Consider the following 24,567-nt stretch of genomic DNA (forward strand, 5'->3'; position numbering starts at 1 on the left):
GGCTCAGACCTCCTTCTCCTGACGGCGGACCAGCGCGAACCACACGGCGGAGACCGCGAGCACCACCAGGAAGAAGAGCATCGAGACGGCCGAGGCGTAGCCGATGCGGAAGTTGGTGAAGCCCTGGTCGTAGACGTACTGCAGAATCGAGCGGGTCGCGAAGTTCGGGCCGCCCGAGGTCATGATGTACATCTGGTCGAAGACCTTGAGCGAGGCGATCACCTGCAGCACGGCCACCAGCGTGGTGGTGCGTCCGAGCATCGGGATGGTGATCGAGCGGATCTGCTGCCACGGGCTCGCGCCGTCCATCGAAGACGCCTCGTACAGGTCGCGGGGGATCTCCTGCAGGCCGGCGAGGTAGAGCACGAAGTTGAAGCCGAGCGTCCACCACAGCGTGGTCAGCGCGAGCGACGGCATCGCCCAGTTCGGGTCACCCAGCCAGTTCGGCGCGGTGACGCCGATCTTGCCGAGCGCGGTCTCGATGAGCCCGAGCCCGGGGGTGTAGAGCCAGATCCAGATCAGCGCCACGACCGCCGACGGCAGGATGTACGGCGCGAAGAACGCCAGCCGGAAGAACCAGCGGCCGTGCTTGACCCGGTCGGCGAGCAGTGCCAGGAGGAACGCGACGATGATCAGTGGCGGCGTGGTGAGGATCGTGAACCACAGGGTGTGCCACAGCGACGACCAGAAATCACCGCTCTGCAGGGCCTCGGCGTAGTTCCCGAACCCCGCGAATCCCGACAGCCCCGGCTTCACCGCGCTGGTGTCGAAGAAGCTCATGATGAGCCCGTACAGCCCGGGCCCGATGATGAACAGCAGGTACAGCAGCAGGAACGGGGCCAGGAAACCGGCCGCGGGCAGGCCGCTGCCGCGGCCGCGTTCGGGCGGGACGTCCTCCCGCGCCGAGCGGTCGGTGCGGACGGCAGGCTCGGCAGTCTCTGCGGTCACCAGGGCACCCCCTTTCTCAGACCGGCGGCGCGGTCGTGGCGAGGTTCGTGAGCTTGTCGCGCATCTGCGCGATCGCGGACGCCGGGGACTGCTGCCCGGCCATGACCGACGCGATGATCGAGCCGGTGATGATCTCGAAGTTGGAGCCGGAGCCGGAGTACCAGCCGGCCGGGTCGTAGACGGCGGCGTCGGCGGCCGCCGCGTAGTTCGACTGCGGCGTCATCGCCTTGTACTCGGCGCTGTCGCGGAAGGGCAGCCAGGCCGGCACGTGGCCGCCCTCGGCCCAGGTCTTGCTCTGGTCCAGCATCGAGCGGATGAACAGCAGCGCGCGGTCGGTGCGTTCCGGGTCGCGGTCGGGCTGGCGTGGGATGAGCAGCGTGTGCGAGTCGGCCTGCACGGCGTACTTGCCGCCGCCGAAAACGTTGGGGAAAAGCGTCATCGAGAACGGCGTCTTGGCCGTCTGGAACGTCGAGATCTCCCATTCGCCCTGGAAGAAGAAGCCGGCCTGGCCGTTGGCGAAGCTGGCGATCGAGCCCTGGTAGTCGATGCTCGCCGGTGCGACGCCGGAGCGGGTGAGTCCCTGCAGGAACGAGAGCACCCGGTTGGCCCGGCCGTCGTCGATGACCACCTTGCGCCCCTGGTCGGCCAGCATCTCGCCGCCCAGCTGGCTGTAGAGCGACTGGAAGATGCGCCACGGGGTGGCGGTCTCGTTCGTGATCGCGACGACGCCGCCGTAGGCCTTGGTGACCTCCTTGGCCTTGCGTAGCGCGTCGGTGAACTTCTCCGGCGTGTCCAGCGGGCTCAATGCCCCGGACGAGTCGAGCAGCCCGGCCTTCTCGCAGACGTCGGTGTTGTAGAACATGACGAACGGGTGGGTGTCGAGCGGGATCGCGTACGTGCGCCCCTCCACCAGCCCTGCCTGCCACGGCCGCGAGGCGAACTTGTCGGCCGTCAGGCCGTGCCGGGCGAGATCGTCCGCGTGCAGCTCCTCGACCAGCCCGGCCTCCACCATCGTCGTCATCCGGGTGAGGTGCGCGACCGCCACGTCCGGCGGTTTGTCGCCGAGCGTGGCCAGCGACAGCTTGGTGTAGTACGGGTTGCCCCAGGCCAGCGTGACGGCGTCCAGCGTGATGCCCGGGTTCGCGGCGCGGAACGTGTCGAGCATCTGGGCCATCCGGACGCCGTCGCCGCCGCCGAAGAGGTTCCAGTAGTCCAGCGAGCCGCCGCTGCGGCGCCCCGGGGTGAGCCCGGCGCACCCGGTCAGCCCGAGAGCCGCGGCGGCAGCGGCGCCGCCGAGCAGGGAGCGTCGGGTCACGGTCATGCACGGAGCCTGCCGCCGTGGCGCGGGCCCGGTCCAGGGATCGGCCTTCGCAAGACGAGAAGGCCCGGACGCGAACCGAGAACGATCAGCCCGGTACGGCGGGACGCAGCAGCCGGCCGACGTCCTCGCCGGTCATCGGGCGCGCGAAGTGGAAGCCCTGCGCGTACCGGTACCCCACCTGGTGCAGGCGCCGGGCCTGGTCGGCGGTCTCCACCCCCTCGGCGACGGCCTGGATGCGCAGTCCGGAGGTGATGCCGATGAGGTTGTCCACGATGACCGCCTGCGGGCTGCTGGTGGTGACCCCGTCGACGAACGACTTGTCGACCTTGAGGACGTGCACCGGGCAGTCGACGAGCAGGCTCAGCGACGACTGGCCGGTGCCGAAGTCGTCGAGCGCGACGCGGATACCCAGCGTGCTGAGGTCCCGGATGGCCTCGAGCGCGGCGCCGGTGCCGAGCACGGCGGTCTCGGTGACCTCGGCGACGAGCACGCCCGGGTCCACGCCGGCGGTGCGGACCGCCGCGGCGATCTCCTCGACGAAGCCGGGTTCCCGCAGCTGCCGGGCGGAGACGTTGACGCTGACCCGCCCGGGTGCGGCGGTGCCGTACTGCCGCTGCCAGGCGGCCGTCTGCGCGACGACCTGCTCGAACACCCAGCGGCCGAGCTCGATGATCGTGCCGTTGCGTTCGGCGAGCGGGATGAACACGGCGGGGGAGACGTCGCCGTGCCGGGCGTGCCGCCAGCGCAGCAGAGCCTCGACGCCGACGATGCCGCCGTGCGGCAGCTCCACGATGGGCTGGTAGAGCACCCGCAGCTCGTCGCGGGCGAGGGCCTGGCGCAGGTCCGCGCCGAGCCGCGCGTCCTGGTCGGCGAGCCGGTCCATCGCCGGGTCGAACCAGGCCCAGCGGGCGCCGCCGGCGTTCTTGGCCGCGTACATGGCGACGTCGGCGCGGCGCAGCAGCTCTCCGGGGGTGTCGCCGGGCATGCTGGCGGTGACGCCGATGCTGATCCGCGGGACCATCTCGTGCCCCTCGATCAGCAGCGGCTCCTGCACGGCGCGGACCAGCCGCTGCAGCAGCGTGGCGGCCTCGTCGCCGGTCAGCCCGGGCAGCAGCAGCGTGAACTCGTCGCCGCCGAGGCGCGCGACCGTGTCGACGTCGCGCAGCCGGTCGTGCAGCCGCCGGCTCACCGCCTTGAGCAGCGCGTCGCCGGTGCCGTGCCCGAGCCGGTCGTTGACGACCTTGAAGTCGTCGAGGTCGAGCAGGGCGACGAGGAACTCCTCGCCGGCGGCGAGCTGCCGGGTGACCTGCTCCTCGAAGCTGGCCCGGTTGGCGATCTCGGTGAGCGTGTCGTGCCGGACCTGGTGGGCGAGCTGGACCTGGTAGTCGCGCAGCTGGCGCAGGTTGGCGTCGACCGTCTCGAGCAGGCGGGTGTTCTCCCGCAGCGTGGTGATCTGCCGGACGACGACCAGCGCCGTGATCGCGACCGTGGCGGCGGCGATGGTCCGGCCCTCGGTGGAGCGGGTGATGTCGGTGCCCAGCAGCATCGCGTCCATCCCCGCCACGGCCAGGTACGGCACCATGCTGAAGCGCCGCGGCACCGGGCGGGCGGCCCGCGCGTCGCCCGCGCTCTGCGTCTGCCGCAGCGCGGACAGCTGGGCGCAGAACGTGGCGATCGGTACGGCGAGGAAGCCGGTGTTGAGCTGCGGCCGCGACTCCAGGAACGGCATGAGCGACGCCGAGGCGGCCGCCGCGCCGGTGCCGAACGACAGCAGGTGCATGGCGCGCCGGTCCAGCTCGCCCGCGCCGGCGAACGCGACCTTGGTGAAGGCGATCATCGACACCGAGGCGACCATGGCGATGGCCAGCACGGGCAGCGCCGTACCGGTCTGCGAGGCCCAGGCCGCCGTCCGGGTCAGCGAGAAGTGCCAGATCAGCACGCCGGTGGTGATCAGGATGATGCCGGTGTCGAGCCCGAAGCGCACCCACTCCGACCGGGACCGCTCCCAGGCGGGCAGCCGCAGCAGCGCCCAGACCGCGAAGCCGAGGATGACCATGTAAAGGCACGCGGCGAGGGTGCTGATGCGCTGGAAACCACCCTCGGATCCGAGGGCGTCGCGCGCGTTGATCGAGACGGTCACGGCGAGCAGGACGCAGCAGCACATCGCCTGCCGCCAGAACCGGCGCGTCGCCACGTCGAGGTCGGTGCGGCGCCAGGCCCGGAAGCAGGCGTACGCGGCCAGCAACGACATCACCGGCAGCGGCAGCCACCCCATCACGGGCAGCCGGAACTCGACGAAGAAACCCACCACGAACCGTACGAGGCTGAACGCGAGCAGCACGGCCCCCGTGATCACGGGCAGGCGGTCGCGTACGGGCATGGCCGGACCATCGGTGGGGTGCGTACGGACCTGAAGACATTCGCCGTGGAGATCCGGCGCACAGACAGGCCGCGTACGCGCGCGTCCGCGGGGTAATGAGCCACCTCATGGAGCAACTGCAGTGGCTGGGTGTGGTCCGGCACGGCCAGAGCACCGGCAACGTCATCGCCCAGGACGCGGAGACCGGCGGGCTCGAGGCCATCGACATCCCCGAGCGCGACGCCGACGTACCCCTGTCGGAGCTGGGCCGCGAGCAGGCCCGCGCGGTCGGCAAGTGGCTCGCGGGCCTCGGCGAGGACGAACGGCCGGAGCTGGCCGTCGTGTCGCCGTACCTGCGGACGCGGCAGACCGCGGAGCTGGCGCTGGAGGGCAGCGGCGTGCCGATGGTCGTCGACGAGCGGCTGCGCGACCGTGAGCTCGGCGTCCTGGACCTGCTGACCGGCCGCGGCGTGCAGGCCCGGCTGCCCGGCGAGTACGCCCGCCGCGCCCGCCTCGGCAAGTTCTACTACCGCCCGCCCGGCGGCGAGTCGTGGGCCGACGTGCTGCTGCGCCTGCGGGCCCTGCTGCGGGAGCTGCGCGAGGACCATCCCGGCGGCCGGGTGCTGTGCTTCGGCCACGAGGCCACGGTGTTCCTCGTCCGCTACCTGGCCGAGGAGCTCAGCGAGGCCCGGCTGATGGAGATCGCCCACGCCACCGCCATCGCGAACACCTCGATCAGCACGTGGCGCCGCCACGGCGGCGAGCTGCGACCGGAGCTGTTCAACGACGTCTCCCACCTGCACGACGTCGGGACGCCGCCCACCAAGCAGGAGGACGTCGATGCCGAGCCGGTCTGAGGAACGGGTCATCACCCCGCAACTGCTGCGGGAGTGGCCGCTGCCCAACCCGCAGGGGAGCAAGGAGGCGCGCGGCACGGTGCTGGTGATCGGCGGCTCCCGGTACACCCCGGGTGCGGTGCTGCTCGCCGGGGTCGCCGCCCTGCGCGCCGGGGCGGGGCGGTTGCAGCTGGCGGTGACCGGCTCGACCGCGGCGGCGCTGAGCATCGCCGTACCCGAGGCGAAGGTCGTGGGCCTGCCCGAGAACGACGGCGGATCGGTCCGCGGCGACGTGCCCGACCACCTGCTGGAGATGGCGGCCACGGCGGACGTGCTGGCGATCGGTTGCGGGCTCGACGACATCGAGGAGACCCAGCGGCTGCTGCACAAGGTGCTGGACGCCGCCGGCAAGGACGCGTCCGTGGTGCTGGACGCGTACGCCCTGGGCGCCCTCAGCAAGGAGCCCGATCTGCTCGCCCAGCGCCCGCAGGCCGCGGTGCTCACCCCGAACGTCACGGAGGCCGAGCACCTGCTGGGCCGCAAGACCAAGGACGACCTCGCCGCCGAGGCGATGGAGCTGGCCCACCGCTACGACGCCACCGTCTCGCTGTACGGCCACATCGCCGCCCCGGACGGCGGGGCCTGGCGGGAGGAGAGCGGCGACGCCGGCCTGGGCACCTCGGGCAGCGGCGACGTGCGCGCCGGCATCGTCGCCGGGCTGCTGGGCCGCGGCGCCGAACCGGCGCAGGCGGCGTGCTGGGGCGCGTTCGCCCACGCCGTCAGCGGCCAGCGGCTGGCCCCCCGGTTCGGGCGTACGGGGTTCCTCGCCCGCGAACTCGTGGACGAGGTGGCCTACACGATTGCCACGGTCTGAGCCGGGTACATCGATGGTGACGAACACACCGAGTGAAGGGAGCGACACATGCCCACCGCCCGCGAGATCATGACGCCCGACGTCACCTGCGTCGGCGAGAAGGAGACGGTCGCCCAGGCCGCGCACAAGATGGCCGAGCTCGGTGTCGGCTCGCTGCCGATCTGCGGCGAGGACAACCGGCTCAAGGGCATGGTCACCGACCGCGACATCGTCGTGAAGGTGCTCGCCCGCGACCGCAACCCCGCCGACTGCACGGCCGGCGAGCTCGGCGAGGGCAAGCCGGTCACGGTCGGCGCCGACGACGACGCGCAGGAGATCCTGCGCACCATGTCGCAGCACAAGGTCCGCCGCGTTCCGGTGATCGACGGCCACCAGCTGGTCGGCATCGTCGCGGTGGCCGACGTGGCCCGGGCGCTGCCCGACCGCCCGGTCGGTGAGCTGCTCGACGCGATCTCCGAGTAAGCACGGGTGAACCGTCGTCGAACATCCGTCAGAACCGGGCCTTGACGGCGTGCGGCTCTGATACAGAGAGCTTCATGACTGTCGATTCCCACCAGAAGGGTGCGGTCGATCGCCGCACCCTTCTGCGTCTCGCCGGCCTCTCCGCCGGCGCCGGCCTCGTCGCCGCGGCGACCCTGCCCGGCGAGGCCCACGCCGCGGCCGGTCCCTTCCAGCACGGCGTCGCCTCCGGAGATCCGCTGCCCGGCGGCATCCTGCTGTGGACCCGCGTCACCCCCACCCCGGAGTCGGTTCCCGGATCCGGCGCCGGGCCCGAGGTCACGGTCGCCTGGCAGATCGCCGCCGACGCGGACTTCGCCACGGTCGTGCAGGCCGGCGAGGTGCGGACCGGCCCGGCCCGCGACCACACCGTCAAGGTCGACGTGTCGGGGCTGACCCCGGCCACCACGTACTGGTTCCGCTTCGGGCTGGACGGCGGCTGGTCGCCGGCCGGGCGGACGATGACCGCCCCCGCCGCGGACGCCGCGATCGCCCGGCTGCGGATGGGCGTGGTGTCCTGCGCCAACTGGGAGGCGGGCTACTTCGCCGCGTACCGGCACCTCGCCGAGCGCGGCGATCTGAACCTCGTGGTGCACCTCGGCGACTACATCTACGAGTACGGCACCGGCGACTTCGCGGCCGGCGACGTGGTGGTCCGCCCCACGAAGCCCGAGCACGAGACCCTCACCCTGCAGGACTACCGGGTCCGCCACGCGCTGCACAAGACCGACCCCGACCTGCAGGCGCTGCACGCCTCGGTGCCGTGGATCATCACCTGGGACGACCACGAGGTCGCCAACGACATGTGGAGCGGCGGCGCGGAGAACCACACCCCGGGCACCGAGGGCGACTTCGGGGCGCGGGTGGCGGCCTCGCGGCAGGCGTACGCGGAGTGGATGCCCGTACGCCTCGGCGCCGACGGCCACATCTACCGCCGGCTGCGCTACGGCACGCTGTTCGAGCTGTCCATGCTCGACCTGCGCTCGTACCGCTCGGAGCAGGCGGACCGTACGGGTGACGACGTCGACGACCCGGACCGCACGATCGCCGGCGGCGACCAGCTGCGGTGGCTGACCGACGGGCTGATCGGCAGCACGGCCCGGTGGAAGCTGGTCGGCAACCCGGTGATGATCTCGCGGCTCGACCTGGCCACCCTGCCGGCCTGGCTGCTCGGGCCGCTCGGCGACCTGCTGGGCCTGCCGGACAACGGGATCGTGGTCAACCCCGACCAGTGGGACGGCTACAACGCCGACCGGGAACGGCTGGTCGACGCGCTGCGCGCCGCCCGTACCCGGGACGTGGTGTTCCTGACCGGCGACATCCACACCTCCTGGGCCAGCGAGCTGACCACCCGGGACACCGGGCCGCGCAACCCGGCCGCCGCCGAGTTCGTCGTGCCGTCGGTGACCAGCGACAACCTCGACGACTTCCTGCACACCCCGCCCGGCGGCCCGGTCAGCCGGCTCACGGCCGACCTGATCCGGGCGACGAACCCGCACGTGAAGTGGGTCGAGACGGACGGGCACGGCTACGGCGTGCTGGACGTGACCACCGACCGCTGCCGGATGGACTGGTATCACCTCGCCGACCGGACGAAGCGCGACACCGCCACGCGGTGGGTGGCCGGATGGTCGGTCGGCACCGGCTCCTCGCGGATCCGCCAGGAGCCGGCGCCGGCCGGCTGAGAACGGCCCGGGGTGGGAGTCGCGGGACCCGACCCCCACCCCGGGGACCATGGCCCCCCTAGTTCACGAGCACCTCGTAGATGCGCGCCGCGGTGTTGCCGTCAGAAGCGGGCGTCACCACGGCTATACGAACATAGCGGGCATCGACGTTCACCGTGGTGGACGTCGAGTCCGCAGTGTTCCCGCGAACCTGTGCCCGGGTGGTCCACGACGACCCGTCGTCCGAGGTCTGGACGTCGAAGTCCCGCGTGTTCCACGCCGGATATTCGCCGCCCGCTCCGGCGTGTCGGATCACCACAGTGGACACCCGCTGCTTGCTTCCCAGGTCTGTCTGCAGCCACTTGGTCGCGCCCTGGGAGCACCACTTGTCGGTCCAGCCGGCGAGCCAGCTGCCGTTGAACGCCTTGTCCGGGCCTTCGGCCGCCCCGCACGACGAGTCGGCCGAGGACGGCCGGCGCAGCGCGAGGTCGGTGGGGGCGCTGCTGCTGCCGTACACCTCGAGTTCGTAGATCCGGGCCGCGGTGTTGCCGTCGTTGGCCGGCTGGGTGATGTCGAGGCGGACGTAGCGGGCGCTGCGTGCCACGACCGGGGTGTACGTCCGGCTCGCCCGGGAGCCGGTCACGGTGACCGCGTTGCTCCAGCTCGTGCCGTCGGTGCTGGTCGAGATCGTGTACGCGCCGGTGTTCCAGCCGGTCTGCTCCCCGCCCAGCCCGGCGTGCTTGACGATGAACGAGCTCACCGTGCGGGCCGAGCCCAGGTCCACCTGGACCTGCTGCGGGGCCGTACCGGCGCAGAACTTGCTGTTGCCGGCGATCACGCCGTCCACCGCCTTGGCCGTGGACTCGGCGCTGTTGCAGGTGGCCGAGCCGGTGGTCGGGCGGCCCAGGGCCAGGTTCGCCCCGAGGTCCGGCTCCGCCGCCGGCTGCGAACGCCCGTCACCGAAGCTCGGCGGTACGTCGCCCGCCCCGGTGCCCCACGACGACGGGCTCGACCCCATCGTGAACGCCACCGTGCCGCCGTTCGCGATGTCGCCGTACCGGAAGTAGTTGTGGCTGGTGGCCGAGCCGCCGACCGACAGCGACTGCACGTAGCGGTTCGTCGCGCTGCCCCCGGTGATCGTGATGTTGCCCGGCGCCCGCTGGATCAGCGCGCTGGAGAACGTGCCGCCGTGCACCGCGAGGGTGTCCGCGCCCGGGGTGACCGGGTAGAAGCCGAGCGCCGACCAGACGTACCAGGCGGAGGTGGCGCCGAGGTCGTCGTTGCCGGGCAGGCCGCCGGCGCCGGTGGTGAACGACTCCGCCATGACCCGGCGGACCGCGTCGCTCGCCCCCGACGGCTTGCGCGCCGCGTTGTACGTCCACGGCACGTTGTGCTCCGGCTCGTTGCCGATGTAGAAGTACGGCCGCACGAGCCCGCCGTTGAGCTCGGTGAAGTGGTGGTCGAGGCGCTGCACCGCGGTCTGCGGGCCGCCCATGAGCGTGATCAGCCCGCCGAGGTTGTGCGGGACCATCCACGTGTACTGGGCCGCGTTGCCCTCGACGTACGGGCTCTCCTGAGCCGGGTTCAGCGGCCAGGTGAACGCTCCGCCGCTGTCCCGGGTGTGGATGTACGACGACTCGCCGTTGAACAGGCTGCGCCAGTACTGCGACCGCGCGCTGTACGTGTCGTACCCGGCGCTGTCCCCGACGGCCTTGGCGAACTGGGCGATGGCGAAGTCGGAGGACACGTACTCGAGGGTCTCCGACGGGTTGCCGGGGATGAACTGGTTGGTGCCGTACACGCCCTGGTTGCCGCGCAGCACGACGCCCTGGGTGCTGCCGCCGGTCGCGCTCTTCTTCATCAGCGCCAGCGCGGCCGCGGTGTCGAAGCCGCGCACGCCGAACGCGTACGCGCTGCCCACGATGATCGGTCCGGGGTCGCCGGGCATCACGAAGTCCTCGACGCTCTGGTGCGACCACTTCGGCAGCAGACCGCCCTGCTGGCCGTCGAGCACCATGGACTTCACGATGTCGCTCATGACGTCCGGCGCGATCAGCGCCACCAGCGACGCCCAGGACCGGTAGATGTCCCAGCCTGAGTAGTTCTGGTAGACGGGGTGCGAGGCGCTGTGCACGGCGCCGTCGAAGCCGCGGTACTCGCCGTTGGTGTCGCTGGCGATGTTCGGGTTCTGCAGCACGTGGTACAGCGCCGTGTAGAACTTCTGCAGGTCGGTCGCGCTGCCGCCGCTGACCTGGATCCGGTTGAGCGCGGTGTTCCAGGCGTTGGCCGCGTTCGTCCGTACGGTCGAGAAGGCGGCGGCCTCGGCGGTCGCGTTGTTCTGCGCGTTCGCCACGCTGACGAACGAGATGCCGACGGTGGCGTTCACGACGGCGTTGGACGTGGTGTCGAAGGTGACGTACGCGCCGGTCTGCGTCCCGCTCGTCGAGGTCGAGCCAGCGCTGACCGTGCCGCCCTTGAACGTGCCGACGCCGGTGGGCGTGCGGTCGAACAGGATCGAGTAGTACATCTTGAACGTCTTGCCGCCGCAGAAGCCGCCGGCGGTGTGCTCGCCCCAGACACGGTTGCCGCTGATCGTGACGTTGCCGTCGCGGTCACCGGTGGCCGAGCGGCTGGCGTTGATGAGCACCCGGGCCGTCGTCGACGCCGGGTACGTCAGCCGCAGCGCGCCGGTCCGCGTGGTGGCGCTCAGCTCGGCGTCCACGCCGTACTTGTCGAGCCGGTTCTTGTAGTAGCCGGGGGAGGCGGTCTCGTTCGTCTTGGTGTACGCCGACGCGTAGCTGGTCCAGGCCGAGCCGGGGGAGGAGCCGAGCGCACCGGTGACCGGCAGGATCGGGATGTCCTCGTTGTTCGGGCAGCCGGCGCCGTTGAAGTGGGTGAGGCTGAACGACTCGACGGTGCGGTCGCGGTCGCGGTAGCCCGACGGTGACGCGGTGGGGGTGTCGGGGCTGAACTGCACCATGCCGAACGGCACGGTGGCGCCGGGGAAGGTGCTGCCGCCGGCGCCGCCGCCGACCGGGTTCGGGGAGTTGCTGTCGTCGGTGCCGATGAACGGGTTGACGTACTGGGTGAGGTTCAGGTCCGCGGCGGCGGCCGCCGCCTGGGGAACGGACAGGGCTGCGGCGGCGAGGACCACCGTCGCGGCGAGGGTACGGAGCATGGGGGTGCCGTCCCTTCCATTGAGGACAACGTGACAACGTTGTCAAGATGGAAGTAATAGAAGCACGGCAATATTGCTGTCTGTCAATACTGTGAACGGTTCCGGTACCGGATCAGTGTCGCCGCGGCCATGGCGGTGCCGCCCGTGCCGACGCCGCCCAGCACGCCCAGCGCGAACCGCTGCTCGTGGCGAACCTGCCGGTCGTGCGTGACCTGGTCGCCCGGGTGCAGGTTCTGGCTGACGCCGGTGAGCGCGCTGATCCCCGCCACCCAGAACGCCAGGAACACCACGCCCGCCACGACCAGCCCCCACCGCGGCAGGTCGACCGGGGGCGCCCACACGTCCCGGATGAACCAGCTCTGCGGCCGGCGCCCGCGCAGCGCCCGCCGGTTCGTGACGATCCCCGCGGTGAACCCCGGCAGCACCAGCGCGGCGGCCACGAGCGCGGCCGGGCCGGTCGGCACGAGCGTCTGCCCGCGCAGCAGCCCGGCGATGAGCACGCCGCACCACAGGACGCCGGCCAGGCACAGCACGTCCAGCAGCAGCAACACCCGTCGTGAGATCACCGGTGACCGACGTTATCGGCCGGTACGCCCCCGCACGGGCTGTTCCGCCTTTTTCCTCGGCACGTGCCGCCGGTACGCGCTCACGGTCGGGTCCCCGGCGATCCAGAACCGCCACGGCACGTCGTGGGCCGCCGTCACCCCGACCCGGGGACCCGCCTCGATCGGCCCGACCGGCCCGTCCGGCCCGCTCAGCGTCGCGGGGCCCGTACCGTCGATCACCGAGGTGCCGTTGGCGGCCCGGTCGATCGCCAGGACCTGCATCAGCTTGGCGGGCCCGGCGGCGAGATCGCGGTCGGCCTTCGCGGCGCGGCGGCGCTCCCGGGCGAGCGGGATCCCGTCGACCACCTCGCCGGCGCGCAGCAGCACCGCCGAGGCCACGCCCGCCTCGCCGCACACGACGTTGGCGCAGAAGTGCATGCCGTAGATCTGGTACACGTACAGCTTCCCGGCCGGCCCGAACATCACCTCGTTGCGGCCGGTCATGCCCCGGTGCGCGTGGCTCGCCGGGTCCCTGCCCAGGCCGCTGTACGCCTCCACCTCGGTGAGCCGCACGGTCACGCCGTGCGCGGTGAGCCGCCACCCCAGCAGCTGTCGCGCGGCTTCGTCGACGCGGTCGGCGGGCAGGTCGAGCCAGGATTCCGTCACGGCACCAAGACAAGCACAGGGGATCAGCTGGTGGGCCGCGTGGGGCCGCTCGGCCGCCGGCGCTTCACCGGCCCGCAGCAGCCGCCGGGCCGGTTGGGCCCGAACGGGCGCGTCGGCCCGAACTCCGGCCGCTTGCGGCGGCGCCGCCGGGCGGGCCCGCTCGGCCCGGTCACCGGCCGGCCTCGCTGTCGGCGGTCATCCCACGAAGTCCTGGGTCATCCAGACGATGCCCTTGCCGTCGCGCACCACGCTCAGGCCGATGCGCTGGAAGCCGCTGCTGAGCAGGTTCTTGCGGTGCCCGTCGTTCGGCGGCACCTCGGCGAGCATGCTGTCGGTAAGGCCGTTCGCGGCCTTGATGATGTCCGAATCCCCGCCGCCGGCGGAGCCGTAGCCGATGTTCTCCCCGGCCGAGCTCCACCGCACGCCCTGGGCGCTGAACCGGTCGCCGATGCCGCCCTCGCCCGAGCACTGGTGCGACAGCCCGCAGCCGTCGATCATCAGCTGGTTGTGCAGCGCCGACGCCTTCGACAGCGAGGAGTCGAGCGTGTACGCCCCCAGCCCCTTGTCCGCGCGGGCGGCGTTGATGTGACCCAGCACCTGGTCGATGATCGAGCCGCTGGTGGCGGGCGGGTTCTTCGGCCGCGTCGGGATGGCCGGCGCGGTGGTCCGCCGCTTCGTGGGCCTCGGCTTCGGCCTCGAGGTCGTCCTGCTCGGCGACGGGCTGGCCGCCGGCGAGGGGCTCGTGGCCGACGGCGTGGCCGACGGCGGCGCGGAGGCGCTCGCGGCGTCGTCCAGCAGCAGGTCCGGCCCGGTGCCCGCGTCACCGAGGTCGGCGGGCGGCTGGGTGACGAGCGGCGCGTCGGAGGCGGCCCGGTTCGCGGCGGCGTCGGAGGAGTGCCGGTTGAGCCCGACGACCGTGAACCCGATGCCGATCACGACGGCGGTGGCCCCCGCCGCCAGCGTGTACCGGACCTGGTGGGCAGCGGACTTGGACACGGACTCGGTCACCTCTACAACACTCACCGGACGGCCGCGGCACAGGGCACGGCACGGCGGCCGCGGGCGCGGCGCCCACCGACTATGGCCGCCGGGCGGGCGGAGCGGGCGCCACCTCAGGAGCGCTTAAGGATCGACACACGAAGACCTAAGATCCGTTGCCCGTTCAGCCGTCGGCGCCGAGCAGGCGGAGCACGAGCAGGCCGGCCACCACGGCCCCGGCCCCGAGCAGCGCCCGGCGGCCCGGTCGCGGCCCGTCGCGCAGCATCGTCACCCCCAGCGGTACGAGCGCCACGCACAGTGCCCCGGCCGCGATCAGCGACTGCGGCACCTCGGTGCCCTTGAGCGTGCCCAGCGGCAGGGCCGCCATCAGTGCCAGCGCGACCGCCCGCGGCAGCCGCAGCACCCCGGCCCGGTACGCGCCCACCGCCAGCACGACCCACCCGGCGAGGATGGCCAGCGCGGGGGAGCGGAACAGGTGCCACGCGGTGTAGCTGTCCGCCACCGCCGTGGTGGCCGGTTCGAGGCCCTGCACGCGGACGAGCTGGAACGCCAGATGATCGATCCCGCCGTGGAACGTCCGCGTGAACAGCCCCAGCAGCGTGAGCGTGGCACCCCACGCCGCCCACATCGGACGGCTGCGGCCGATGAGCCCGGCGAGGGCCAGCACCGCGGCGGCCAGCACCACAGTCCCGGCCTCGAACAGGCTGTACGCGGCCGTCATCAGCCGGGGATGGTCCGCGTACGCCGCCAGCTGCTGAGGGAAGAAGAAGTGGTATCGCACGCGCAGCAGCGCACCGGCCAGCACCAGCAGCGGACCGGCCACCAGGGCCGTGCCGCCCATCCACCGTCCGGGGAACGTGTATCCGTCTCTCATACCGATGACCGTCGCGCAGCCGGCCCGGCGGCGCGTCGGCCCGTGGTCCGCATCGCGTCGCACCGCGTACGACCCTGGTCCGACGACGCCCGCCCGGGTACGCCGTTAGCGTGCAGGAGTGATCCTCGACTCGGTGTGGGCGGCGGCGCTGCTGCTGTTCGTGGCGTACGCGACGAGCGACCCGCCCGGTCCGCCCTTCCCCGGCCCGGCGTGGGCGGTGTGGCTGGCCGCGGTGCTGGTCGCCGTGCCCCTGATCGCCCGTCGCCGGTGGCCGCTCGCCGTGCTGGCCTGGGTCGCGGCCGCCGGAGCGGGCGCGGTGGCCCTCGGGGTGGCCGGCGCCGGGGTGCTGGCGGCCACCTTCGCCCCCGCAGCGCTCGCCCTCCACACGGTCGGCTCGCGCGAACGGCCCACCCGGTCGGTCCCCGCCGTCGCAGCCACCCTGCTCGTCGTGGCGGGCGCGGTCGCGCTCTTCTACGCCGTACGCCTCCCGCAGCTGCCGGCGGTCGCCACGGCGGAGGTCCCGCTGTGGTTCCCCGGCGAGCTCGCCGCCGCCCTCATCGTGCTCGTGGCGTGCTGGACGGCCGGCGTGCTGGTGCGGTGGCGCCGGGGCATCGCCGCCGAGCTCGCCCACGCGGCCGTTCTCGACGAGCGGCTGCGCATCGCGCGCGAGCTGCACGACATCATCGGCCACAGCATGAGCCTCATCTCGGTCAAGGCCACGGTCGCCAACCACCTCGCCGGCTCACGGCCGGAGGAGGTACGGGAGGCGCTCACGGTCATCGAACGGACCAGCCGCACGGCCATGGCCGACATCCGGCGCTCCATCGGCGCGTTGCGGACGCCCGCCGACGCACCCACGGAGCTCACGCCGGCGCCCGGACTGGCCGATGTGCCGCGCCTCGTCGCGGCTGCCAGGTCCACCGGCCTCGAACTGGGCCTGCGCGTCCACGGGGTGGGCGAGCTGCCGCCGGCGCTGGGCCTGACGGTGCACCGCGTCGTGCAGGAGGCGCTGACGAACGTGCTCCGGCACTCCGGCGCCACGCACGGCGAGGTCGTGGTCGAGGCGGGGGACGGTGAGCTGCGCGTGGCCGTCACCGACGACGGGCGCGGCGGCACGCCCTCCGGCGGCGGGCTCGGCCTGGCGGGCATCCGCGAGCGGGTCCAGCTGTACGGCGGCAGCACGGTCGCCGGTACCCGCCCCGGCGGCGGCTTCGCGGTCGAGGCGAGAATCCCGTACCCGTGAGCGTGATCCGCGTCGCCCTGGCCGACGACCACGCCCTGCTGCGCGACAGCTTCCGGCTGCTGATCGAGAACAGTCCCGGCTTCGCCGTCGCGGGCGAGGCGGCGACCGGCGCCGGCGCCGTCGACCTGTGCCGTCGCGAGCGCCCCGACGTGGTGCTCATGGATGTCCGCATGCCGAAGACCGACGGCATCGAGGCGACCCGCCGCATCTGCCGCGACCCGGCCACCACGGGCGTCCGCGTGCTCATGCTGACGACGTTCGACCTCGACGAGTACGTGTACGCCGCGCTGCGCGCCGGGGCGAGCGGCTTCCTGGTGAAGGACACCAGCGCCGCCGACCTGCTCAGCGCGATCCGGACCGTGGCGTCGGGGGAGGCGCTGCTGTCACCGGGCATCACCCGCCGCCTCATCGCCGAGTTCGTCGCACGCCCACCCTCCGCGGCCCTCGGCGCGCTGCCGGCTTGCCTCACCGAACGTGAGCGGGAGGTGCTCGCCCTCATCGCCCGTGGCCGCTCCAACGCCGAGCTCGCGGCCGAGCTGCACATCAGCCCCGGCACCGTGAAGACCCACATCGGGCGGCTGCTGAGCAAACTGCGGGCGCGCGATCGGGCGCAACTCGTCATACTCGCGTACGAGACAGGGCTGATCTCACCGAGGAGCTGACGTGGCGGACCTGCCGCAGGGTTACCGGCTGCTGGACGGGCCGCCGCCCGTCGACGAGTACCTGGCACTGCGCCGCGCGGCGGGCCTCACGCCACCGTCCCGCGCCCAGGCGGTCGCCGCCCTGCCCGGCAGCTGGTCCGCCTGCCACGTCCTGCACGAGCCGACCGGCCTCGCCGCCGGCATGGGCCGGGTCCTCGGCGACGGCGGCTGGTACTTCCACATCGTCGACATGGCGGTGCTCCCGGCCCACCAGCGCCGCGGCCTCGGCGACGCGATCCTGACGGTGCTGCTGGACCGGATCCGGCGCCAGGCCCCGCCCGGCGCGTTCGTGAACCTGCTCGCGGACCCGCCCGGCCGCGGCCTGTACGCCCGCCACGGCTTCACCGAGACCGCGCCGCACTCGCTGGGCATGGCGATGACGCTGCGCTGACCGTCGCTCATCCCACCCATTCCAGGAATCGTTCGTAGAGGTCGGCCGGGGCGGATTCGCCCAGCGCGGTGAGGTCGTGCACCGCGTCGTACATCGTCGAGGCCATGTAGATGGCCAGGCCGGACGGGAAATGGCGGTACTGCGCCGCGAGGTCCTCCTTGGCGTTCGCGCACGGCCACGAGCGCTCACACACCAGGCAGTCCCAGGACGGGCGGGCCGGCAGATGGTCGGTCCGCGGAACGAGCATCAGCGGCCGCCCCGCGCGGCCGGCGCCCGGGCCGCCACTCGTGCGGGGACGGCGTCGCCGTCGGGGATCGGCCGCTCGTCCCACTCCCGGTCGGGGCAGGGCCAGCTCAACCCGCACGAGCATCGGGTACGCCAGAAGCTGCGCCGTACCCGCAGATGCGCCGGTGCCATCGGCGTCCGATCGTCCGCAAGCGGGGTCTCCGCCATCACGCGTCCTCTCCAGCCCCGCTTCCCATCACTTTCGGCGATGAAGGGGCTACACAGAGGAGCGTGCTTGACCTAATCTCAGGCATCAATGGCTGGGAGCGAGAATCTCGGATTCACGCATCTCACTGTCTCGTTCGGCACAACTGCAATGTTCCCGACAGCTGGAGGCGCTGGTCGTGACCACCGAGACGGGCTCCACCGTCCCGCGCAGGCAGGTGGGGCGGCTCGTGCGCCAGCTGCGCGAGCGGGCCGGCATCTCGCTCATGGCGGCCGCCGAGGAGCTCGAGTTCTCCCGCGCGCGGATGTACCGCATCGAGAACGGCGAAGTGTCGCTGCGCAAACACGACGTCCTCGCGATGTGCTCGGTGTACGGCGCCGACGCCCAGATCACCGAGGTGCTGGTGGGGCTGGCCCGCGAGTCCAAGTCCAAGGGCTGGTGGCACGCGTACGGCGACGTCGTCCCCGCCTGGTTCGAGCTGTACGTCGGCATGGAGACCGCGGCGCAGCGGCTGCGGCACTACGCGCCCAGCGTGGTCCCGGGCCTGCTGCAGAACCGCGAGTACGCCGAATGGGTCTTCCGCAAACGCACCGACCTCGACGAGGCGGGCGTCCAAAACGCGGTGACCGTACGCCTGGAACGCCAGGAACTGCTGCGCCGGCACAGCCCGCGGCCCCCGGTTCTCGATGTGATCATCGACGAGGGCGTCCTGCGCCGGACGATCGCCGACACGCTCGGCATGCAGAAGCAACTGGCGCACCTGGTCAACATCTCCCAGCGCCCCGGCGTGAGCGTGCGTGTCCTGCCGTTCTCGGCCGGCCCGCACAGCGCGTCCAGTGCCGGTTCGTTCACCATCCTCGACTTCCCGACGGTCGGTACGGCAGCCCCCGAACCGACGACCATCTACAGCGAGAATCTGACCGGTGCCCTCTACCTCGACAAGCCCGGCGAAGTGGAGACTTACAGCGGCATCTGGCAGGAGCTCGACCGGGCGGCACTCGACCAGCGGGATTCCGACGACCTCATCGGCATGATCATCAAGGAGAGCGATGGCTGACCTGACCGGTGCCCGGTGGCACAAGAGCACCCGCAGCGGCAGCAACGGCGGCGACTGCGTGGAGGTCGCGGACAACCTGCCCGGCATCGTGGCGGTCCGCGACAGCAAGGACCCGGCCGGCCCGGTCCTGATCTTCCCCCGCGACACGTGGCAGGCGTTCATCGCCGAGCTCAAGGACCAATAACCTGCTCGGGTGACCGTCACCGCAGACCTGCCCGCCCCCGGCCCGATGTGGCACCGCTGGGCCACGCTGGCCGCCGCGCTCACCGCCATCGGCTTCGACGACACGTGGACGGTGGACGAAACGGGAGCCCACCACGACGACGGCGGCGGCAACTGGTCCCACCTCACCCTGATCGAGGCGGGCCGCGCGGTCCTCTACGGCTACGACCACGAATACAGCGACACCATCCACGAGGAACCCCCGATCGACCTGCTCGCGGACGCGCCCGCCTGGCTCCCCTGGGCGGAGCTGGTCCGGCACGCCGGTCAGGACCAGCTCGGCTACGCCCTCTGGTACGACGACGGCCACTGGAGCCGGGCCGCGTACCCGGAAGGCGTCAACGACGGCCTCACCGCGACCGCGGCCCCGGTCCTGACCGACGAGGCGGCCCGCACCGAACTCATCGGCATCGTCTTCGACTGGGGCAACCACCCGGCCGACACCCCCGCCGAACGCGCCCGAGCAGCCACGGCGGCGGACCGCCTGCTCCACAGCTTCGACGCCGAGTCCCTGCAGGCCCTGCTCGACGACCTACCCACCTTCGACGCGTACGCCGGCCACACAGTCGCCCGGCGAGCAGGAATCCTCCCCGGCACCACACCCCCGGTCAGCGCGGAAGGAACCCGCCCACCCCGCCGCACCGTCCGCAAGCTCAGCGAAACGGAACACGACCGCCTCATCTGGTCGGCCATGCACACCGAACCCGAACGCCACCGCCCGGCACCGGTCCCCACGGGCGAACTCGGCGCGCTGGCGACCTGGCTGAGAACCCACGCCCCGGCCGGCGACGGCCGCTGCTCCCTCCTCGCGTACGCCGACAGCACCACGGTGTCGGCCCGCCACGGCACCCACCCACCGGCCGACAACCCCGGCCAGGGCAGCCTGGGAACCTTCCGAGACCTCAGCACCCTCATCCGCGGCCTCCGACAGGCAGAAGCCGATGACGCGTACGGAAGCTGGCTCTTCCTCCGGGTCGAAACAACGGCGAACGAGGTGACGGTGGAACGCATCTACGACTCCTGGCCGTCATGGTGGGACGACAACGGACGCTCAGGCCCGTGGCGAAGTCACCTGAAGGCGGAGATCGACGGCCGAGCGGAGGAGTGGAAGCCGTCATGGGCAGGCCTGCTGCTGCCAGAGATCGCCTACCGCCCCGTGAACTGACATCGCGACGCCCTGCTGACGCCGCCGCCCGTACTGGTCACGACCGTGCATGCCCGTCGTTGTCCCGCCGGCTTCTCGTCTCGCGTGCTTCTCGTAGTCCCCGCCCTGTCTCCTCTGGCGTTCTCCTCTTCGTCCCGTGCGTCTCTTCGTCCCGTGCGTCTCTTTTCGTCTTGCGCCTCTTGTCCTGGGCCTCTCTTCGTCCTGCGCCTGTCGCCGTTCCGCGTCTCCCTTCGTCTTGCGCCTGTCCTTGTCCTGCGCCTGTCCTCGTCCCGCGTCCGTCTCCTGTCCGCGAGCTGTTCCTCCGTCGCCCGCCCCGGGCATCGCGGCGCGGCCCTGCGCGCCCGTCTCATCGCGGCCCGCGCCCCGCGCGGGGATACAGTGCCGGTCGTGAGCAGACTCCTCAACGGCATCACCGACGCGCTCCGTCGTATCGCCGGCGGCCGCACCCGCACGCGGCAAGGCACCGCCTCCACCGGCACCGCCTCCACCGGCACCGCCTCCCGCGGCACCTCGACCGGCGGAACCGCCCAGCGCAGCACCTCTAGCGGCCGCACCTCCGCCGGCGGAACCACCCAGCGCAGCACCGGCCGTGAAGGCGTCGGGTCCCAGGGCACAACCCACTCCTCTTCACGCCACGTCCCCACCGCCAAACGAGGCCGCCACCTCGAGTACACCCCCAACCTCGACGGCGACGCCGACCCGGGCGAAGTCGTCTGGACCTGGGTCAAGTACGAGGACGACCCGAACCAGGGCAAGGACCGCCCCGTCCTCGTCGTGGGCCGCGACGGCCGTACCCTCCTCGGCCTGATGCTCTCCAGCCAGAGCGAACGCGACGGCCAACGCAACTGGCTGGCCCTCGGCCCCGGCGCCTGGGACCGCGAGTCCCGCCCCAGCTGGATCCGCCTCGACCGCATCCTGGAGGTCGACGAGGACGGCATCCGCCGCGAAGGGGCAGTCCTCGACCGCGGCCGCTTCGACCAGGTGGCGGACGCCCTCCGCCGCGACTACGGCTGGGCATAACCCCGCGCTCTCGCGGCGCCGCGCTCTCGCGGCCGCGCGCTCTCGCGGCCGCGCGCTCTCGCGGCCGCGCGCTCTCGCGCCCGCTCGCTGCCTCACGGTCACGGCTGCACATCCGCCCGTGCGCCCGTGCGCCCGCGCTCCCGCCGCCTCCTGCTCACGGCTCCACATCCGCCTCGCGTTCCGCGCGACGTCTCGCGCGGAGCACGGGACAGTTCACGCGACCCCCGGCGGCAACTCGATCAAGGCATACCCGCACCTCCTCCCGCACAGATCCGTCAGTCACTCACCCCCGACCCAACGGGGCATAACCCGCACCGCGGAAAGGTTGGCCACTACCGTGGTGGATATGGACAAGGACGTCATGGTGGGTTTCGGCGGCAAGCAGGCCTGGCTGGCCGTACGTGACGGTGACCCGGCCGAGGTCCTCGCCGCACTCGGCCTGCGCGACCTGGGCGACGTCCCCTGGCGAGACGGCATAGACCTCGCGCACCTGACAGACGACCGGGTGGCCGTGACCCCGCCCCTCCCCGGTGCTGACGGGTCCACATGGGTCCTCGTCGTAGGCCGCTTCCTCCTGCGCCCGGACACAGCCCTCGACCTGACCGACCTGTCGAAGCACCTCCAGACCGAGGTCCAGCTGTTCGCGACCCACCGGGTGACCGAAACCCACCGCTGGCAACGGGCCACCGACGGCACCCTGATCCGCGCCTTCGGGTACGTGGGCCAGACAGGCGACGTCACCTCCTGGTACGGCGATCCGGACGAAATCGAGCTGGCCACCGGTCTGCCGGCGACGTACCGGATCGACGATGGCGACGACGGCGACCCGGAGCAGCCCCTGGACGAGTCGATGCTCGCCTCGCTCGACGATGAGTTGACGCAGCTCCTCGACGAGGGCGACGGGGCCAGCACCAGCGGCGGCGATGCCTCGACGGTGCTCGTCTCCGAACACGACGTGCTGCGCGTTGCCGAAGGGTGGAGCATCGACCCCACAGGGCTCGACGGACGCAAGGCGCCGGGTCCGCTGCGCCTCGGCGCGGCGACCTGAGAGAGGACGACACCATGCGCAAGTACGTGATCATGGGCGTGCAGGGCAGCGGCAAGGGTACGCAGAGCCAGCTGCTCGCCGGCGACCTCGACCTCGTCCACATCAGCGTCGGCGACATCTTCCGCTGGCACGTGCAGCACCACACCAAGCTGGGCGCTCAGGTCCGCCGCGCCATGAACGCCGGTGAACTGATCAGCGACGACCTGGTCGAATCCGTCGTCCGCAACCGCCTCGACGACCACGACTGGAACTTCGGCTTCATCATCGACGGCTTCCCCCGCAACGGCCGCCAGGCGGAGTTCTTCATGGAGAGCTTCGACATCGACGGCGTCATCCACCTCGAGCTCCCCGACGACGAGGTTCGCCGGCGTGTGCTCGCGCGTCGGCTCTGCCCCAATTGCGGCATGGACTACAACCTGATCGCGGATCGTCCGGAGGTCGAGGGCCGCTGCGAGATCTGCGGCACCGAGCTTGTCGTCCGCGCTGACGACACCCCGGAGGCGCTGACGGCACGGCTGCGCGACTATCACGAGAAGACCCGTCCTGTGCTCGAACTCTTCGGCCGCAAGGAGGTCGTGCACGGCATCGACGCCCGCCCCGGCCCGGATGAGGTCCAGCAGCAGATCCGCAAAGCCCTCAACCTCCCGCCGTACGTCCCGAGCGCCGACTCGAACTCACGCTGACCCCGCAGCGACCTACTTGTTGGCGGTCTGCATGCCGGAATCCGTCTCGGTCGGCGCGTCCAGATCCCAGCCCTGCCGCTTCAGCTCCGACTCGATCGATTCGCACACCGTCTCCACCACGGCGAGCCGCGCATAGTGCTTGCTGTCGCCGGGGACCACATGCCACGGCGCCCACTCATGGCTCGTCCGCTTGAGCATCTCCTCGACCGCTGCCTCGTACGCCGGCCGCTTCTCGCGGTTGCGCCAGTCCTCCTCGGTCAGCTTCCAGGTCCGCAGCGGGTCGTTGGCGCGGCTCTCGAAACGCCGTAGCTGCTCCTCCGCCGACACGTGCATCCAGAACTTGACCATGACCATTCCCTCGGCCGTGAGGGTGCGTTCGAATTCCACGATCTCGTCGTACGCCCGGCGCCACTGTTCCTTGGTCGCGAACTCCTCCACCCGCTCGACCAGCACCCGGCCGTACCAGGACCGGTCGAAGACCGCCATGCCGCCCCAGCCCGGCAGCTTGGGCCAGAAGCGCCACAGGAAGTGATGCCTCTTCTCGTCATACGTGGGCGCGGCGAACTGGGAGACCCGCACGTGGCGGGGGTCGAGCGGGCTGACCAGCCGCTTGATCGCGCCGCCCTTGCCCGATGCGTCCCAGCCCTCGAAGACCACGCACAGCGGCGGACCGATCTTCTTCTCGCCGATCTGACCGCCCAGGAGCAGACGTAGCCTGAGCAGCCGCTGCTGGGCTTCTTCCAGCTTGGCGGCGGCCTTCTTCTTGGACAGCTCGACGGGCGGCTCGGCGGATCCCAGGCGACTCATGAGGCAAGCCTGGCACCTGCGTACGACGAAAGCACCCCGAAGCGGGCCCGGGAGACGGACCGTAAGCAGATCGTCGGAATCCCGGTGTGTCCCGCCCCCCGGTATGCAGGACAATCGGTGCGTGACTCTCGTTGACGACATGCAGTGGCGCGGACTGATCCAGGACTCGACCGACCCCGATGAGCTGCGAAAGCATCTCGACGGCGGCTCGATCACGTTCTACGTGGGCTTCGACCCGACCGCGCCGTCCTTGCACGTCGGCAACCTCATGCAGGTCGTCACCGCCCGCCGCCTCCAGCTCGCCGGCCACAAGCCGTTGCTGCTCGTCGGCGGCGCCACCGGTCAGATCGGCGATCCGGGCGGCAGGTCGTCCGAGCGGCAGCTCAACCCCCGCGAGGTGACGGCGGGCTGGGTCCTGCGCATCCGCGACCAGCTCGCGCCGTTCGTCGACTACGAGGGCACCAATGCCGCGACGCTCGTGAACAACCTCGACTGGACAGGCGAGCTGTCGGTGATCGACTTTCTCCGGGACGTCGGCAAGCACTTCCCGGTCAACAAGATGCTCGCCCGCGACGTCGTGCGCAACCGTCTCGAGAGCGGCATCAGCTTCACCGAGTTCAGCTACCAGTTGCTGCAGGCCAACGACTTCTACGAGCTGCACCAGCGCCACGCCTGCACACTGCAGTTCGGCGGCTCCGACCAGTGGGGCAACATCACGGCCGGTGTCGACTTCGTGCGTCGGCGCGGCGGTGGTCCCGTGCACGCCTTCACGACACCGCTTGTCCTCAAGGCCGACGGCACGAAGTTCGGCAAGACCGCCGGCGGTGCCACGTGGCTCGATCCCACCATGACTTCGCCGTACGCGTTCTACCAGTTCTGGGTCAACGCCGACGACCGCGACGTCTCCACCTACCTGCGCTACTTCAGCTTCAAGTCCCGCGAGGAGATCGAGGAGCTGGAGAAGGCCACCGCCGAGCGCCCCCAGGCCCGCCTGGGCCAGCGGGAGCTGGCCTACGA

General features: G+C 71.7%; 24 protein-coding genes (1 of these 24 cut by a window edge). 14 read left to right on the plus strand and 10 right to left on the minus strand.

Annotation, left to right across the window (positions count from 1 at the left end; genetic code table 11):
* Positions 1-3 precede the first annotated feature (3 nt).
* From COUCH_RS13795 to COUCH_RS13805, 3 genes are all read right to left on the minus strand, one after another.
* Positions 4-948 (minus strand): carbohydrate ABC transporter permease, encoded by a 945-nt coding sequence (locus COUCH_RS13795; RefSeq protein ID WP_249612470.1) that lies wholly within the window; start codon positions 946-948, stop codon positions 4-6.
* Positions 949-964: 16 nt separating this feature from the next.
* On the minus strand, positions 965-2,269 hold the full coding sequence (locus COUCH_RS13800; protein ID WP_249612471.1) for an extracellular solute-binding protein: 1,305 nt from the start codon (positions 2,267-2,269) through the stop codon (positions 965-967).
* 85 nt (positions 2,270-2,354) lie between these two features.
* Complete coding sequence (locus COUCH_RS13805; protein ID WP_249612472.1) at positions 2,355-4,649, minus strand: putative bifunctional diguanylate cyclase/phosphodiesterase; 2,295 nt, start codon at positions 4,647-4,649, stop codon at positions 2,355-2,357.
* Positions 4,650-4,756: 107 nt separating this feature from the next.
* Here COUCH_RS13805 and COUCH_RS13810 point away from each other — a divergent pair, with 107 nt between their 5' ends.
* The 4 genes from COUCH_RS13810 (at position 4,757) to COUCH_RS13825 (ending at position 8,521) form a co-directional block, all read left to right on the plus strand.
* Positions 4,757-5,485 (plus strand): histidine phosphatase family protein, encoded by a 729-nt coding sequence (locus tag COUCH_RS13810; RefSeq protein ID WP_249612473.1) that lies wholly within the window; start codon positions 4,757-4,759, stop codon positions 5,483-5,485.
* Entirely contained in the window at positions 5,469-6,338 is an 870-nt protein-coding gene (locus tag COUCH_RS13815; protein WP_249612474.1) for an NAD(P)H-hydrate dehydratase, read from the plus strand. Before COUCH_RS13810 ends, COUCH_RS13815 begins: the two co-directional genes overlap by 17 nt.
* A gap of 48 nt (positions 6,339-6,386) precedes the next feature.
* Positions 6,387-6,800, plus strand: a complete 414-nt coding sequence (locus COUCH_RS13820; RefSeq protein ID WP_249612475.1) for a CBS domain-containing protein — start codon at positions 6,387-6,389, stop codon at positions 6,798-6,800.
* Positions 6,801-6,874: 74 nt separating this feature from the next.
* Positions 6,875-8,521: an alkaline phosphatase D family protein gene (locus COUCH_RS13825; protein WP_249612476.1), complete on the plus strand. Its 1,647-nt coding sequence runs from the start codon at positions 6,875-6,877 to the stop codon at positions 8,519-8,521.
* 58 nt (positions 8,522-8,579) lie between these two features.
* Here the strand turns inward: COUCH_RS13825 and COUCH_RS13830 are convergent, their stop codons facing one another.
* From COUCH_RS13830 to COUCH_RS13850, 5 genes are all read right to left on the minus strand, one after another.
* Positions 8,580-11,678 (minus strand): GH92 family glycosyl hydrolase, encoded by a 3,099-nt coding sequence (locus COUCH_RS13830; RefSeq protein WP_249612477.1) that lies wholly within the window; start codon positions 11,676-11,678, stop codon positions 8,580-8,582.
* 83 nt (positions 11,679-11,761) lie between these two features.
* Positions 11,762-12,244 (minus strand): hypothetical protein, encoded by a 483-nt coding sequence (locus COUCH_RS13835; protein WP_249612478.1) that lies wholly within the window; start codon positions 12,242-12,244, stop codon positions 11,762-11,764.
* A gap of 12 nt (positions 12,245-12,256) precedes the next feature.
* The gene (locus tag COUCH_RS13840; protein WP_249612479.1) at positions 12,257-12,889 is read right to left on the minus strand and encodes a DNA-3-methyladenine glycosylase; all 633 of its coding nucleotides are present in this window, start codon (positions 12,887-12,889) and stop codon (positions 12,257-12,259) included.
* A 195-nt stretch (positions 12,890-13,084) separates the two neighbouring features.
* Positions 13,085-13,897 (minus strand): CAP domain-containing protein, encoded by an 813-nt coding sequence (locus COUCH_RS13845; protein WP_249612480.1) that lies wholly within the window; start codon positions 13,895-13,897, stop codon positions 13,085-13,087.
* Between the two features lie 154 nt (positions 13,898-14,051).
* Positions 14,052-14,762: a hypothetical protein gene (locus COUCH_RS13850; RefSeq protein WP_249612481.1), complete on the minus strand. Its 711-nt coding sequence runs from the start codon at positions 14,760-14,762 to the stop codon at positions 14,052-14,054.
* A 118-nt stretch (positions 14,763-14,880) separates the two neighbouring features.
* Between COUCH_RS13850 and COUCH_RS13855 the strand changes: the two genes are divergently transcribed.
* From COUCH_RS13855 to COUCH_RS13865, 3 genes are read left to right on the plus strand one after another with little or no spacing between them, the layout of a single operon-like run.
* Positions 14,881-16,005, plus strand: coding sequence for a sensor histidine kinase (locus tag COUCH_RS13855; protein ID WP_249612482.1), 1,125 nt, complete (start codon positions 14,881-14,883; stop codon positions 16,003-16,005).
* Between the two features lie 2 nt (positions 16,006-16,007).
* Positions 16,008-16,667 (plus strand): response regulator, encoded by a 660-nt coding sequence (locus COUCH_RS13860; RefSeq protein ID WP_249613696.1) that lies wholly within the window; start codon positions 16,008-16,010, stop codon positions 16,665-16,667.
* Between the two features lies 1 nt (position 16,668).
* On the plus strand, positions 16,669-17,097 hold the full coding sequence (locus tag COUCH_RS13865) for a GNAT family N-acetyltransferase (protein WP_249612483.1): 429 nt from the start codon (positions 16,669-16,671) through the stop codon (positions 17,095-17,097).
* 7 nt (positions 17,098-17,104) lie between these two features.
* Here the strand turns inward: COUCH_RS13865 and COUCH_RS13870 are convergent, their stop codons facing one another.
* Positions 17,105-17,344: a hypothetical protein gene (locus COUCH_RS13870; protein ID WP_249612484.1), complete on the minus strand. Its 240-nt coding sequence runs from the start codon at positions 17,342-17,344 to the stop codon at positions 17,105-17,107.
* A 382-nt stretch (positions 17,345-17,726) separates the two neighbouring features.
* Here COUCH_RS13870 and COUCH_RS13875 point away from each other — a divergent pair, with 382 nt between their 5' ends.
* From COUCH_RS13875 to COUCH_RS13900, 6 genes are all read left to right on the plus strand, one after another.
* Positions 17,727-18,605, plus strand: a complete 879-nt coding sequence (locus tag COUCH_RS13875) for a helix-turn-helix domain-containing protein (RefSeq protein ID WP_249612485.1) — start codon at positions 17,727-17,729, stop codon at positions 18,603-18,605.
* Positions 18,598-18,789, plus strand: coding sequence for a DUF397 domain-containing protein (locus COUCH_RS13880; RefSeq protein ID WP_249612486.1), 192 nt, complete (start codon positions 18,598-18,600; stop codon positions 18,787-18,789). Before COUCH_RS13875 ends, COUCH_RS13880 begins: the two co-directional genes overlap by 8 nt.
* Positions 18,790-18,798: 9 nt before the next feature.
* Positions 18,799-19,992, plus strand: a complete 1,194-nt coding sequence (locus tag COUCH_RS13885) for a hypothetical protein (protein ID WP_249612487.1) — start codon at positions 18,799-18,801, stop codon at positions 19,990-19,992.
* A 387-nt stretch (positions 19,993-20,379) separates the two neighbouring features.
* A complete protein-coding gene (locus tag COUCH_RS13890; RefSeq protein WP_249612488.1) occupies positions 20,380-21,012 on the plus strand; it encodes a type II toxin-antitoxin system PemK/MazF family toxin in 633 nt (210 codons plus the stop codon).
* 346 nt (positions 21,013-21,358) lie between these two features.
* Positions 21,359-22,060 (plus strand): hypothetical protein, encoded by a 702-nt coding sequence (locus tag COUCH_RS13895; protein ID WP_249612489.1) that lies wholly within the window; start codon positions 21,359-21,361, stop codon positions 22,058-22,060.
* A 14-nt stretch (positions 22,061-22,074) separates the two neighbouring features.
* Positions 22,075-22,743, plus strand: coding sequence for an adenylate kinase family protein (locus COUCH_RS13900; RefSeq protein ID WP_249612490.1), 669 nt, complete (start codon positions 22,075-22,077; stop codon positions 22,741-22,743).
* 12 nt (positions 22,744-22,755) lie between these two features.
* Here COUCH_RS13900 and COUCH_RS13905 read toward each other — a convergent pair whose 3' ends face one another.
* Positions 22,756-23,550 carry a polyphosphate kinase 2 family protein gene (locus tag COUCH_RS13905; RefSeq protein WP_249612491.1) on the minus strand — a complete coding sequence of 265 codons (795 nt, stop codon included), beginning with the start codon at positions 23,548-23,550 and terminating at the stop codon, positions 22,756-22,758.
* 103 nt (positions 23,551-23,653) lie between these two features.
* Between COUCH_RS13905 and tyrS the strand changes: the two genes are divergently transcribed.
* On the plus strand, positions 23,654-24,567 hold the 5' portion of the coding sequence (tyrS, locus tag COUCH_RS13910; protein ID WP_249612492.1) for a tyrosine--tRNA ligase. It continues 361 nt past the right edge of the window; the window shows 914 of its 1,275 coding nt (coding positions 1-914); the start codon lies at positions 23,654-23,656; its stop codon lies off the right edge, out of view.

It is taken from the genome of Couchioplanes caeruleus (assembly GCF_023499255.1).
GTDB lineage: Bacteria > Actinomycetota > Actinomycetes > Mycobacteriales > Micromonosporaceae > Actinoplanes > Actinoplanes caeruleus_A.